Below are 12,864 nucleotides of genomic sequence, written 5' to 3'. Positions count from 1 at the left end.
CTATCCCTTCGAATTAATCCATGAATTCTCCAGATCTTGTTCACTCTGGACAGGAACGATGATTGCGTCCTTTCCCACAGTTATCTGTTTAGGGGCACGCAGCCATTTCCTCCCATCCTGTATGTCTGAGATTAAACCATCTGTTAATTCATATCCTATTATTTTTCTTCCCATTTTCCCACCAAAATAAACATCATCAACCATTCCTAATTCATGTCCATTCACCGTTAAAATTGGAAGACCCAGTATTTTTTTCTCTCCATTGTATAAAGGATGAAACTGATTATATACATCATCGAGATGCTCTATAACCTTCTCGTTTTCTATGGTTACGGCATCTTTTCCAAAAGAAATAATTTCTTCCCATTCCACAATTCTAGTTGAAGAAAACCAGTGTTTTCCTTCTAATACAATCGCTTGAATTTCCCAATTATCATTAAGTAGAAAATCTTTAACAGAACCTGTTTGCTCACCCTTTTCAATCTCAATAACGGGTAATCCAATAATATCCTTGGCTTTTTGCAAAATATGATTCCCCCTCCTACTTATTACGTAAACGATTAACAATGGTTCCAACTTTTTTTGCTGCAATTTCAATTTCTTTTTTTGTATTGTTTAACCCGAAACTAAAACGAATAGCTCCTTTTTTTAGTTCAGGAGAAAGATGCATTGCATCCAATACATGTGAATCCTTTATAGAACCTGATGTACATGCAGACCCACTTGCAGCCGCTATCCCTTCAATATCAAAATTCATCAATAACGTTTCCTTATTCATTTGTTTAAAACTTACATTTAAAATGTGAGGCAACCTTTGATTAGGATGACCATTAATCACGAAACCATGATCACCTAATTCTTTTTTCAGCCCTTCAATCATCTGTGATCTTAAATCATTTAGAATTTTCTGATTTTTATTTACATTAAAAACGGCCATTTCCAACGCCTTTGAAAAACCTATAGCAGAGGCAAGGTTTTCAGTTCCTCCACGTCGCTTCCGTTCCTGATTCCCACCGAATATGTTAGGTTTTAAATGAACATTTTTATTCACATACAACAAACCAATGCCTTTCGGACCATTGATTTTATGTCCCGACAAACTCATAAGATCTACGGGAAGTTCCAAGAGGTTAATGTTTATTTTACCCAATGCCTGTACAGCATCTACATGAAAATAAATTCCTTTTTCACGCAACAATAACCCGATCTCTTCGATCGGTTGCAGCGTACCTACTTCATTATTACCATAGTTGATACTGATTAACACGGTTTCAGGTTTAATTGCTTTTCTCACATCATCTATTGATACTAAACCTGACTTGTCAACAGGTAAATAAGTCACAGAATGCCCTAATTCCTCAAGATGTTGACATGTACTTAAAACAGCACGATGTTCAATTTGTGTTGTGATCACATGCGCAGGTTGCCTTTTACTTGCTGCTACGATCCCCATAATAGCTAGATTATCACTTTCAGTTCCGCCACTTGTAAAAATAATTTCGTTTGGACTGCAGTACAGTTGTGCTGCAACCAAATCACGAGCAGAATCCAATGCTATTTTTGCAGCTCTTCCATATGAATGAAGGCTAGAAGGATTTCCGTACTGCTCCTTTAAATGGGGCACCATCGCCTCAAAAACATCTGGATGTAACGGAGTGGCAGCAGCATGATCCAAATAAATATTATGCATTGTTCATCACCTATTAAATATAGAACATGTTGTTTTCATGCTCTTCTCCTTCATCTTGATAATGAATTAGATTTGCCAAAGTTGTTGAATCTAATACCTTTGCAATACTATCGCGAATTTTAATCCAGAGGTCTCTCTTAGCTGGATCATCTTCTTCAGTAAAGTCGACTGGACTTATAGGACCTTCTAAAACGCGAATGACATCACCTGCAGTAATTTCCTCTGGTGGTTTAGAACACTGATAACCTCCATAAGCTCCGCGAATGCTTTTTACTAATCCGGAATTCCTTAAAGGAGCAACCAATTGCTCTAAATAATGTTCAGATAATTGGTGTTTTTCAGCTATACTTTTTAGTGAAATTGGACCTTCTCCATAATTAGAAGCCAATTCCATCATGATGGTAAGTCCATAACGACCTTTAGTAGAAATTTTCAAGGTAACACCCCATATACTTCAAAATATTAGTTTTTAGTTCAATGCAAACAGCAACCATCCATTTATAATGCTGTATGTTCATTTCAATCTATCTATATAAGGAAAAGTAAGTTATAAAAAGTTAGTTATTGAAAAGATAATTATATGTTATCATATAAGAGCTTGCAATAGTAAAAAATTTTTAACTGTTTTATTAAATTTTATTAAAATATGTTAAACTCGTTACTATTGAAATATATGTTTAATCAATTAGACCTACAGAAGTTGCTATAACTAAGTTTTCACTATATATTCCGGGTCCCACTTTTGTAGGTATATTTATGATAAGTGAGGTTTTTTTCATGTCTAACAACTCATCAACTCGTATTATTGTGGGCATGTCAGGAGGTGTTGATTCTTCTGTTACTGCATTATTGTTAAAACAGCAAGGTTACGATGTCATCGGAGTGTTTATGAAAAATTGGGATGACACAGATGAATTTGGCCATTGTACAGCTGAAGAGGATGCAGAAGATGTAAGAAGAGTGTGCGCACAAATTGACATCCCTTTTTATACTGTGAATTTTGAAAAAGAATACAGCGATAAGGTTTTTTCTTATTTCTTAGATGAATACAAAAAAGGGCGCACTCCAAATCCTGATGTAATGTGTAATCGAGAAATTAAATTTGGAGACTTTTTAAATAAAGCCCTCGAACTAGGAGCAGATTATATTGCTACAGGACATTACGCTCGCCTAGAAAGAGAAAATGGACAACATACCCTTTTACGTGGTGTTGACAACAATAAAGATCAAAGTTATTTTTTGAGTAAATTAAATCAAAATCAACTTTCTAAAGCAATGTTCCCTATTGGACATCTTCCTAAACAAGAAGTTCGTAAAATTGCAGAAGAAGCAGGGCTTGCAACAGCGAAGAAGAAAGACAGTACTGGTGTTTGTTTCATAGGTGAGCGAAATTTCAAAGAGTTTTTAAGTGAATACCTCCCAGCTCAACCTGGTGATATGAAAACATTTGAAGGGGATGTAGTCGGACGCCATGATGGATTGATGTACTACACATTAGGTCAACGTAAAGGGTTAGGTATTGGTGGAAAAGGTTCTGGTGAACCTTGGTTTGTAGCCGATAAAGATTTAGAAAACAATGTTCTTTATGTAGTACAAGGAGAGCTGCATCCAAGTTTATATTCCAAAGGCCTTATTGCCTCTGATGCAGTTTGGATCAGTGATGCATCACCTGAAACTCCTATAAAATGTACAGCTAAATTTCGTTATAGACAAAAAGATCAAGGCGTAACGATTACTGCGATCAAAAATGGACAAGTTCATGTACAATTTGACGAACCACAAAAAGCAGTGACTCCTGGACAAGCGGTAGTATTTTATCAGGTTGAAGTTTGTTTAGGTGGAGCAACCATTGATCAGGTTTTGAAGTAAACTCGATTTAGCACAAATCAGATCGAGACTCTACTCCACCTGATTAGAAGAAAGATACTTCCTATTGAGGTGAGCATCTTACGATCGGACCTTCGAGCAATACTGGAGGTCCGATTTTCATTTTCATCCTTAATTTTTATTATTTATACAATACACACGATGATCCGTCCACTCTCCATTTTCAAAAATAAAACCTTCTCGTATACATTCAAACTTCATACCTACACTCTCTGCTAATCGTACAGAAGGTACATTACCCATATTGATATGGACCTCAACTCTATGAAATTTCAATTCAGAAAAGGCAATTTGAAGTGCTGCGCCGACTGCCTCTTTACCATATCCATTTCGCCAGTACTGATTGTGTATGGTATACCCCAATCTAGCCCATTGAAAATCATTTCTAGCTAAAGTGGAGAAGTCAATCATCCCTATGTGTTTGCCATCTTCTTTCCTAAAGATACCAAATACATGAGCAGTATCATTTATCGCTAATTGTTGATGATTTTCCACTAATTGATGAAACCATTCTTGAGTACATTCGCTCATGTCCATTTTCCCTTTATCATACTTATGCTGAGAAGGAAGTCTATTATTAAATTCATTTAACCAATTTTGATAGTCTTCTTCTATTAAAGGTCTAATCATTAATCTTTCTGTTTCTGAAATATAGTCAAATTTATTCAATATTACAACACCTCATGTATTGTTTTTGCTATCTATTTGTAATGGGGAATTATGTATATTAAGAAGATGGAACCAAAGCACTGCTAAGAAACTCTGATAAAGCATTAATCTTTCTAGAATTCAATAAATAAACCAGAAGATATTATCGAACTTGCAAACAACATATTTCATTGTCCAAATGATATGAATATTGAACAGTAGCTTGTCTACTTATTAGGGATTGTTTTTCATTTAACTTTGTCAACGAATTGTTTGGCTAGAACTGTCAACTCTTCAAAATGACCTGATTGTATTAATTTCTTGTTTACAAGACTGCTCCCGATTCCAACAGCTGAAGCTCCTGCATTGAAATATTCATGCATATTTTCTAATGTAACCCCACCCGTTGCGATCATTGGAATATGATCAAGAGGCGCACGAATCTCTTTTAAATATGAAATTCCAAGACTCGCTAGCGGAAATATCTTAACTGCATCCACTCCTAGATTTGTAGCTCGTACAATCTCAGAAGGTGTAAAGGTTCCTGGCCAAATATCAACCTCATTATCTAAAGCAACTTTAACAACTCTTTCATCTAAATTAGGTGTTATTATAAATTGTGCACCTGCTTGTATGGCATCCCAAGCCATATCCTCATCTAATACGGTACCGACACCAATATATGCTCTTTGATCATATGTTTCTCTCCACTGATTTACCATGTGTAAAGCTCCGTCTGTATTCATTGTTACTTCTAAAAAACGAATGCCACCCTCTATTAAAGCATCCACTGTATGTGTTGCTTCATCAAATGTATAACCTCTTAGAATGGCTATCATTTTCTCTTCTTTTAATTTTGTGAATAATGCCATTTATATATCTCCTTTTGGTGTTCAATGAGTTTATATAGTATAACGAATTAGCAGTGAATTGTATATGTTATTAATCCAAGTCTTATTCTTTAATCAAATCCAAATCTGGGTTAAGTAGATTATGTGACTTTCCTATTTTGCAAACAACTACTTTATAACTTCGTATTGTAAGTCTGCTTCAAAAGTACCAGTACAAAATTGAGTCGGATCAGGTCCAAAACATACTGCTATTGCAATAAAAAGTCTGTCCACTTCTACATTTATAGAGGATTGAGCTGAAACAGCTTGGAAAATGAGAGCATTTGAATCTAAAAGTAAAAGTGCCATTGTACACTCAGGATCTGAACTTGTATTTACTAAAGTAATGATCCCTTTTGGCAACTGAGGTGAATTGATAGGTATATTCTGAGCAATGAATAAAATAGCGAAGCTGTTAAAACCATCACATAAATCACGAATAGGTACACATCTCTTAATAGAAATTAATTCCTTAGGAATTAATTGTATTCCGGCACACGAGATTGGGCAGCATACATTATTTTGAGATCGATAGTGTTCCATGGTCAACCATTTCCTTTCCCATTCATATCAACTCTAAACAATAAGATATATTCTAATATATGTTAGAGGTGTATTCATCGTATGTGCGCATCTACTAGTAGTAAAACTCATTTTAAGCATATCTTACCTTTTCTCAAACTATGAAAACACCATACACCCACTCAATAGAAAAATAATTATTCTCCATCTATTTATTAATGTCATATGATAAATCCATTTCATATGTTCCTGTGCAAAATTCAGTTTGATCGGGTCCTACACATACTATAAAAACAATTGATAATCTATTTACTGTCACAGTAAATGAACTATTATTTTCCACTTCTGTACTCACTGCTCCTAAAACATCAGTCACAAATAAAACCATACTACAGCTAGAATTTTCTGTTGTGTTCACTACTGTAATAACCCCTGAAGGTAACTGAGTAGAATCTGGTGATAAGTTTGAATCAAACAATGTAATAATTGGTGGGTTAGGAATATCTGGATCATTACATAATCCTCTAATTGGAAGGCATCTTTTTATTAATATGCGTTCTTTAGCAAATAGTTCAAGACCTGCGCATGATATGGGACAGCAAGTATCACTTTTAGCAGTATATGAATCCATAGTCCCCTCACCTCTCTTTTCTAAGGTTTTTTTATGAATTTACATAACAATCCTTCAAAGCTTGTATTGCAAGTCCATTTCTAAAGTCCCTGTACAAATATTTGCTTGTACAGTAGAATTACATTCAATTACAATCATTTCTAAATTGCTTACTTCAATGGTTACTGAACTTTCTATTCCAATCGAATAAGAGGTTATTACGCCATTGTCAGTAATATCAGCAGTCATTTGACAATCAGGACATGTAGTCTTATTCACAAAAGTAATTACTCCACTAGGTTGTAGATTGCCATTATCTACAAACAAATCGAAGTTTAAAGAATTACATAAAGCTTGAATAGGAACACATCTCTTTACTAAAAACAAATCCCTTGGAATCAAATCCATTCCCGCACAGGAGATCGGACAGCATGCATCATTTTGAGAGGAATAACTCATAGATTATAATCTCCTTTCTTTCATTCAGTTGTTTATATGGCTTTATCAACCTCATGATTTAATATATGTAGTAATTGTACTTGCTGATTGTGCCAATCTACTGGTTGTTCTGTACATTTTTATAGCGAAACCTTTTATAGACTGAGATTTTCAATCGGATGGAAAATCATATCATCATCAAATCTTAAATTATGAGACTAAAAAAAGAACCTTCTAAAGCACTATCTAATAGTGATTTTTAAAGGTTCATTTTTATATCTATCTTTTCTACTATAGGTTTGAAATAAAGTTTGATCACATGTAAAAAAGATTGATCAAAACTCATGAATTGAATGTGAATCATGAGTTTTTTAACTACTTATTACACAATCGGGGCCAGATTGTTTAAGATTTGATAGTGAATATAAATGGGTTATAGGATGTCAGTAACACAATCAAATAATGAGACAAAGTAAATCTTCTAATTTAAAGACAAACGCAATTTATTGAAATACAATATAAAGTTAAATTACTTGAATTTAAGGAACATACTAATTCTCAACAATAAGGTGCGTTTCTCTAACAGAGAAGCGTCTTGTGGATTAAAGTTACATCCTACCTTTATGGGATTTAATCATGCTATGATATTTTTGTTATATTTTGTATACTGGAGGGTGTTATAAAAAATAGTATTTTTAATTATATTAATAAAGGAGAGAGGCATATGAGAGAAGTATCCATCACCATACTATCTTTATCATTATTAACTGTCATGGTAGGAGCTGCAATTGCTCCAGCATTGAGTAATTTAGAGGAATATTTCAATGAAGCTAATATTACACTTATAAAATTAATAGTTACAATCCCCTCTTTATTCATCATTCCATCAACAATTGTAGTGAGTAAACTAAGTCACAAATATAGTAAAAAATCACTAATAATGTTAGGTTTATCTTTATATTTGGTAGGTGGTGTAGGGGGAGCATTCGTAAATAATATTTCTATTTTATTGTTTTTCCGAGCAGTGTTGGGAATAGGTGTAGGTTTTATAATGCCTCTTACAACAAGTTTGATTTCTGACTATTTTGAAGGTGAAAAAAGAGCAACAATGATGGGTAGAGCTAGTGCATCGAATAATTTTGGAGGAATTATTTCTTTATTATTATCTGGATGGTTAGCTGCAATAAGTTGGAGATACTCTTTCTCGGTATATTTAATTGGACTCATTGTTTTATTATTAGTGTGGTTGTTTTTACCTAATGAGCAGAAAAAAACTGATACAATAAATACTGGAAAAAGTAAGTTACCAAAAAGAGTGTATGTAATAAGTATTTCAATGTTTTTAATAATAATTGCATTTTACTCAATTCCCGCAAATATTGCGATTTATGTAAATGAATTAAGTTTGGGAGATTCTACAATTGCAGGTGTTGTCATCTCATTTATATCAATCTCAGGATTTATAGCTGGTTTTTTATATAGAAAGATAAAGGTGTTTTTAATCAAAATGTTCGTACCTACCTTATTTTTGTTAATGTCAATTGGTTTTTATCTAATAGGTACAGGTACTAATTTATTTATGATTTGCGCTGGGGTTCTTATTATGGGGACAGGGATGGGGTTATATATTCCTGATTTGTTCTTAGCTGTTTCCAATTCAGTAGATAAGAAAAATACTGTAACTGCAATGTCAATTGTATCAAGTACCATGTTTTTAGGACAATTTTTTTCTCCTATTTTCCTTGACTTTATTAGTGAATTCTTTGGAAATGGAAATATTCGTTTTCCTTATCTTTTTTTAAGTGTTACTATACTTATATTTGCGTTAAGTAGCTTTTTTACAAACATTTTTAAAAAATCAAAAAAAGTATCACAAGTAGTATCATAATCTAAAATCAATGTAACTATTAAGCCAAAACCATCTCAGCTGCCTACACCCCACAAGAAACCATCAATTAGTTAGGAGAGTTAACAGATGATGATGCCTCTGGGATATTGAGTTGTTTTTCAAAGAATGTATTACGTTACTATTGGCAAAATTCATTAAAGATTATATAACAGGTTAAAAAATAATTGTAAAAGAAGGTAGACAATAGAATGATCAAACTTTTTTATAAAAATAAAGTAGTCAATTTCAAATTAGGAATTCATTTTGATCAATCTTTTTTTAAAATGGATTCTTTTTGTTTGCCATAGAATAAGGATTTGCATGAAATTTTTGATCAAACTTTATTTTAAACCAACATCTACTATTGCTGTTTCCTTCTTCGGCTTTGGTTGATTTTAATCTTTTCTTCCATCCCCTGTTCTGTAGCTTCATAGATGGTTTGATTTTTAATTTTATCAGGTAAATATTGCTGCTTCACATAATGACCAGGGTAATCATGTGGATATTGATATCCTTTATGCCCTAGTTCTTCGGCTCCTTTGTAGTGTGTATCTCTTAAATGGAAAGGAACTTCTGCCGATTTCAAGTTTTCCAATATGTGTGCTACTTTTGATAAAGCAGTAGGTATCGCATTCGATTTAGGACTTTCCACTGCAAATAAAATTGCCTGGGAAATGATATATTTTGCTTCGGGCCAGCCAATTTTTTGATAGGCTTCCATAGCTGTAACGGATTGCACCATCGCCTGCGGATTTGCAAGCCCTATATCTTCACTACTAGCTACAATCAACCTTCTAATGAAAGTCATAGGGTCCATACCTAGTTTTTCAACCGCATATATAAACCAAAACAACGCTGCATCACTTGATCCTCGAATACTTTTATGAAACGCAGATAAAATATCATATTGGGTGGACTCATCCGCTTTAATCGTTGGACGACGAATGGATTCCTCTGCTACTTCCAATGTGACATGAATTGTTCCTTCTTGATTTGGATGAGTTGTCATGACCGCTAATTCTAAGGCATTTAAAGATCTTCGTATATCACCATTTGCCATTTGTGCAACATGCAGCAAAGCCTCTTCATCCACTTGGACTTGAAGAGTCCCTAACCCTTTACCTTCATCTCCTAATGCTCTTTTCATGGCTTCTAGAGAGTGTTTGTATGTTAAAGCCTGTAATTCAAATAAAGTTGATCTGGAAAGCAAAGCACCATTTACATGATGGAAAGGATTTTCTGTTGTCGCTCCAATCAATATAATAATACCTTGCTCTACTGCTGGTAATAGAGCATCCTGTCTAGATTTATTAAACCGATGTACTTCATCTAAAAAAAGGATTGTTTTATTATCGTACATCCTTTTACTCATTTTTGCATTTTCAATCACTTCGCGCACATCTTTAACGGAAGCATCAACAGCATTTAACTGCACAAAGCTCCCATTGGTTTGATTAGAAATGATGTTTGCTAATGTTGTTTTCCCAACCCCAGGGGGTCCATACAAAATAATCGACGTCAGTTGATCCGCTTCTATAGCTCTTCGAAGCAGCTTCCCTTCTCCCACGATATGTTTTTGTCCAATATATTCATCTAAAGTTTGCGGCCGCATTCGATCTGCCAATAACTGATGATTCGTCTGCTGTGATTCATCATATGAAAACAAGTCCATTATTTTTCACTACCTTCAAGTATTCATTCATTTTTTTATTCTATTCATATTATAAAGGTTGTTCTTGTTCAACCTTCTTATTTCAGAAGACGCAACTTTTTGAACGTACTACTTCTTTAGACTATATCAAAAATCAAAACGTGAATTCAATTTATTTAATTTTGAAGATAGGCAAAAAGTATAGTTTTCACAATTTGTACGTTTACTCTGAGTTAAATACACAAGCCAATCATTTCTATTTCCATATAAATAATTATATAGGAGGTGATAGTGATGGCACATTGTAAAACTAAAAAGAGAACAAGAGTGAGAGTAAAAAGAAAAATCATTACTAGAAGAGTAACCAACACTACAAAAATTACATTAACTAAAAAAGTAAGAAAAACTCGTAAAGTAAAGGTTTGTGTAAGAAGAAAAAATAAAAAATGGTAAAAAATAAAAAATGGTTATAAGGAGGGTGCTGCTACACCCTCTAAATGATTAATCTATATAAATATATGTTTCATCTTCCATCCACTTCGTTCCATAATCACTTCCCCAATCATCAAATGAGAAATCCTTCTTATGAATAAACATTTCGTTCTCAATATCCAACTCCCAATTTGAAAACACGTATCCTTTTTCATTTGAATAAACCATAGATTGATAATGTTGAGGTGAAACATATTTCATAGATAAACCAGAGGATAAATAAAGATTCAGATCTTCGCTTTCATTTTTAATCAGCGTTATTTTACCATCTTTGATCATATAAAACTTTAATAAGTTGAAATCACTTCCTTCACATTGTGAGATAGCCAATAAGTCTGGTTCGCCTTGAATAATAAAAGAAAAATCTTTTAGACCATTATCTTTAAATGTTACGTCTCCTAAATTCATACTGTCAATTAGCTGCCCATTTAATAAAATCTCCATTTGATAAGTTCCGTTATAAATGACATCATCTGCATTCGTACATGCCCATTGTCTACCGATTCCGCTTCGAATCGTTTCATCCTCTGAGTAAATCACAACATCATATTCGGTATCTGCTTCCTTCATTTTGAATTTATATCGAAATTGCTTTAATACCTCCACGACTTCATTATTAGTGTAGAGTACCTCATAACTACTGCCATCAGGCATGGTTACGATCACATTTCCTTCTAGAATTCCATTAACAAAATGACCTTCAACATAACCTTCCTCATATAATTTATAAATTTTTCCATATCCGTGTTGTACATCATTATCCCAATACCCTTCATACACCGTACCTTCATAATAAGTTATCCTGCCATACCCGTGTTTCTTTTCATTTAGAAATTCTCCTTCATATATATCCCCATTTGCATAGATAAATTTTCCATTTCCGTTATATAAATCATTCTTCCATTCCCCAATATATTGATCCCCATTAGACCAAGTATACGTTCCTTGTCCATGGCTCTCCTCATACAGAAAATCACCCTCATACACATCACCGTGTTGAAAAGTGTAAGTTCCATAACCGCTGTAATACCCATCTATCCATTCACCTGCATACATATCGCCATCTGCCCAAATATATGTTCCATACCCATTTCTAAATTCATTTACAATTTGCCCAATATATTGATCCCCTTCTTCATAATCAATCGTCTCGTTTACAGCCATTTGATCAATAATTAGTCTCATAATTTCTCTTAATGTTTCCTTATGTTCCAATGACTGTTCTATGCTGAGCAAGTAATGAGATTGAACTAATTCTAATGGATTTTCACCTTCATTATTCATGGAAGTTAAATCTGCTTTAGATTGAATTAAACCCTGCACAATAGTTGGTTGTGAATAAGTAATGGAAAGATGTAATAGGGAGTTGCCGTTTACATCTTTCAAATTGGGGTTTATATCTTTTTCTAATAATTGACTAGAAAACTTAGTAAAGCTAGAATAATCATAAGTACTAAACAAATATTTTATTTGAGGAAAATTTTTATCTACCAGAGCATCTATTAATAATTTATGCGAATCTGATTTGATATGTATTGTACGTTCTTGTTGATTCCAAATGATCTCTTTGTCTCCTTGTTCTGCTATGAATCTTAAAGGGACAAATGTGTGACCATTGATATTTGTAGGTGCCGTTTGTAAAACGATCTCTTCATCATTAACCGCGGCCATTTCTTTATCTAATGTTAATTTCATATAAAGCATCAGATTAAAAGCAGTAATTTCTCCTGTCGTTTGATCCCAGGATATTTGCATTCCCATCTTTTCAAATATAGGTCTAAACTGAACTAACGTTACCCCATTTACCACAACAGGTTTTTCATCAAATAAAACTTCCTCACCATCATAATAAACCTTAATCGACTTTTCACTTGCAAGTGAAGTCATGCTTATGAAAAATATACACAAAATTATTAATATTAATATCATCCATCGATGATGCAATTTCATCCTATCACATCCTCTCATATTATTTCTATTTTAAAAGGCTGCAAATTATCATTACTTAAGCAAAAGTATTCAATATTTTTGAATTTAATAGAAAAAACTTCACAGTTGCCATTATAATTAGATGAGATAGACTTTATTTTCATAAAATATAATGGTAAAATAAGTTATTAATTGATTAATTTTCAAATATATATGTAA

At 33.3% G+C, this 12,864-nt stretch carries 13 protein-coding genes; 3 read left to right on the top strand and 10 right to left on the bottom strand.

Translation table 11 applies throughout. From position 1 onward, the window contains the following. The 3 genes from Q5Y73_RS01645 to cymR are packed head-to-tail and all read right to left on the bottom strand — an operon-like array spanning window position 1 to window position 2,126. A complete protein-coding gene (locus Q5Y73_RS01645) occupies window positions 1–525 on the bottom strand; it encodes a PRC-barrel domain-containing protein (protein WP_305990107.1) in 525 nt (174 codons plus the stop codon). Between the two features lie 16 nt (window positions 526–541). Continuing rightward, entirely contained in the window at window positions 542–1,690 is a 1,149-nt protein-coding gene (locus tag Q5Y73_RS01640; RefSeq protein WP_305990106.1) for a cysteine desulfurase family protein, read from the bottom strand. A gap of 13 nt (window positions 1,691–1,703) precedes the next feature. Next, the gene (cymR, locus tag Q5Y73_RS01635) at window positions 1,704–2,126 is read right to left on the bottom strand and encodes a cysteine metabolism transcriptional regulator CymR (protein ID WP_305990105.1); all 423 of its coding nucleotides are present in this window, start codon (window positions 2,124–2,126) and stop codon (window positions 1,704–1,706) included. Between the two features lie 341 nt (window positions 2,127–2,467). On the opposite strand from cymR, the gene mnmA reads away from it, so the two are divergent. Further along, complete coding sequence (mnmA, locus tag Q5Y73_RS01630; protein WP_305990104.1) at window positions 2,468–3,559, top strand: tRNA 2-thiouridine(34) synthase MnmA; 1,092 nt, start codon at window positions 2,468–2,470, stop codon at window positions 3,557–3,559. A 129-nt stretch (window positions 3,560–3,688) separates the two neighbouring features. Here the strand turns inward: mnmA and Q5Y73_RS01625 are convergent, their stop codons facing one another. From Q5Y73_RS01625 to Q5Y73_RS01605, 5 genes are all read right to left on the bottom strand, one after another. Beyond that, window positions 3,689–4,207, bottom strand: a complete 519-nt coding sequence (locus Q5Y73_RS01625) for a GNAT family N-acetyltransferase (RefSeq protein ID WP_371320156.1) — start codon at window positions 4,205–4,207, stop codon at window positions 3,689–3,691. 266 nt (window positions 4,208–4,473) lie between these two features. Next, window positions 4,474–5,097 carry a bifunctional 4-hydroxy-2-oxoglutarate aldolase/2-dehydro-3-deoxy-phosphogluconate aldolase gene (locus Q5Y73_RS01620; protein ID WP_305990102.1) on the bottom strand — a complete coding sequence of 208 codons (624 nt, stop codon included), beginning with the start codon at window positions 5,095–5,097 and terminating at the stop codon, window positions 4,474–4,476. A 147-nt stretch (window positions 5,098–5,244) separates the two neighbouring features. Then, on the bottom strand, window positions 5,245–5,658 hold the full coding sequence (locus tag Q5Y73_RS01615) for a hypothetical protein (protein ID WP_305990101.1): 414 nt from the start codon (window positions 5,656–5,658) through the stop codon (window positions 5,245–5,247). Between the two features lie 187 nt (window positions 5,659–5,845). Then, window positions 5,846–6,268 (bottom strand): S-Ena type endospore appendage, encoded by a 423-nt coding sequence (locus tag Q5Y73_RS01610; RefSeq protein ID WP_305990100.1) that lies wholly within the window; start codon window positions 6,266–6,268, stop codon window positions 5,846–5,848. A 54-nt stretch (window positions 6,269–6,322) separates the two neighbouring features. Next, window positions 6,323–6,706: an S-Ena type endospore appendage gene (locus Q5Y73_RS01605; protein WP_305990099.1), complete on the bottom strand. Its 384-nt coding sequence runs from the start codon at window positions 6,704–6,706 to the stop codon at window positions 6,323–6,325. Between the two features lie 703 nt (window positions 6,707–7,409). On the opposite strand from Q5Y73_RS01605, the gene Q5Y73_RS01600 reads away from it, so the two are divergent. After that, complete coding sequence (locus Q5Y73_RS01600) at window positions 7,410–8,573, top strand: MFS transporter (protein ID WP_305990098.1); 1,164 nt, start codon at window positions 7,410–7,412, stop codon at window positions 8,571–8,573. Between the two features lie 361 nt (window positions 8,574–8,934). Here the strand turns inward: Q5Y73_RS01600 and Q5Y73_RS01595 are convergent, their stop codons facing one another. Continuing rightward, the gene (locus tag Q5Y73_RS01595) at window positions 8,935–10,245 is read right to left on the bottom strand and encodes a replication-associated recombination protein A (RefSeq protein WP_305990097.1); all 1,311 of its coding nucleotides are present in this window, start codon (window positions 10,243–10,245) and stop codon (window positions 8,935–8,937) included. Between the two features lie 273 nt (window positions 10,246–10,518). Here Q5Y73_RS01595 and Q5Y73_RS01590 point away from each other — a divergent pair, with 273 nt between their 5' ends. Continuing rightward, complete coding sequence (locus Q5Y73_RS01590) at window positions 10,519–10,677, top strand: hypothetical protein (RefSeq protein ID WP_305990096.1); 159 nt, start codon at window positions 10,519–10,521, stop codon at window positions 10,675–10,677. Between the two features lie 48 nt (window positions 10,678–10,725). Here the strand turns inward: Q5Y73_RS01590 and Q5Y73_RS01585 are convergent, their stop codons facing one another. Then, the gene (locus Q5Y73_RS01585) at window positions 10,726–12,666 is read right to left on the bottom strand and encodes a stalk domain-containing protein (RefSeq protein WP_305990095.1); all 1,941 of its coding nucleotides are present in this window, start codon (window positions 12,664–12,666) and stop codon (window positions 10,726–10,728) included. Window positions 12,667–12,864 lie beyond the last annotated feature (198 nt).

It is taken from the genome of Chengkuizengella axinellae (assembly GCF_030730905.1).
GTDB lineage: Bacteria > Bacillota > Bacilli > Paenibacillales > KCTC-33759 > Chengkuizengella > Chengkuizengella axinellae.
This window is presented reverse-complemented; position numbering and strand designations above follow the sequence as displayed.

Excerpts from the sequence above, each read along its gene's own strand:
- Q5Y73_RS01640 (WP_305990106.1), bottom strand. The coding sequence starts at position 1,690 with ATGCATAATATTTATTTGGATCATGCTGCTGCCACTCCGTTACATCCA.
- mnmA (WP_305990104.1), top strand. The coding sequence starts at position 2,468 with ATGTCTAACAACTCATCAACTCGTATTATTGTGGGCATGTCAGGAGGT.
- Q5Y73_RS01625 (WP_371320156.1), bottom strand. The coding sequence starts at position 4,207 with ATGATTAGACCTTTAATAGAAGAAGACTATCAAAATTGGTTAAATGAA.
- Q5Y73_RS01620 (WP_305990102.1), bottom strand. The coding sequence starts at position 5,097 with ATGGCATTATTCACAAAATTAAAAGAAGAGAAAATGATAGCCATTCTA.
- Q5Y73_RS01615 (WP_305990101.1), bottom strand. The coding sequence starts at position 5,658 with ATGGAACACTATCGATCTCAAAATAATGTATGCTGCCCAATCTCGTGT.
- Q5Y73_RS01610 (WP_305990100.1), bottom strand. The coding sequence starts at position 6,268 with ATGGATTCATATACTGCTAAAAGTGATACTTGCTGTCCCATATCATGC.
- Q5Y73_RS01605 (WP_305990099.1), bottom strand. The coding sequence starts at position 6,706 with ATGAGTTATTCCTCTCAAAATGATGCATGCTGTCCGATCTCCTGTGCG.
- Q5Y73_RS01600 (WP_305990098.1), top strand. The coding sequence starts at position 7,410 with ATGAGAGAAGTATCCATCACCATACTATCTTTATCATTATTAACTGTC.
- Q5Y73_RS01595 (WP_305990097.1), bottom strand. The coding sequence starts at position 10,245 with ATGGACTTGTTTTCATATGATGAATCACAGCAGACGAATCATCAGTTA.
- Q5Y73_RS01590 (WP_305990096.1), top strand. The coding sequence starts at position 10,519 with ATGGCACATTGTAAAACTAAAAAGAGAACAAGAGTGAGAGTAAAAAGA.
- Q5Y73_RS01585 (WP_305990095.1), bottom strand. The coding sequence starts at position 12,666 with ATGAAATTGCATCATCGATGGATGATATTAATATTAATAATTTTGTGT.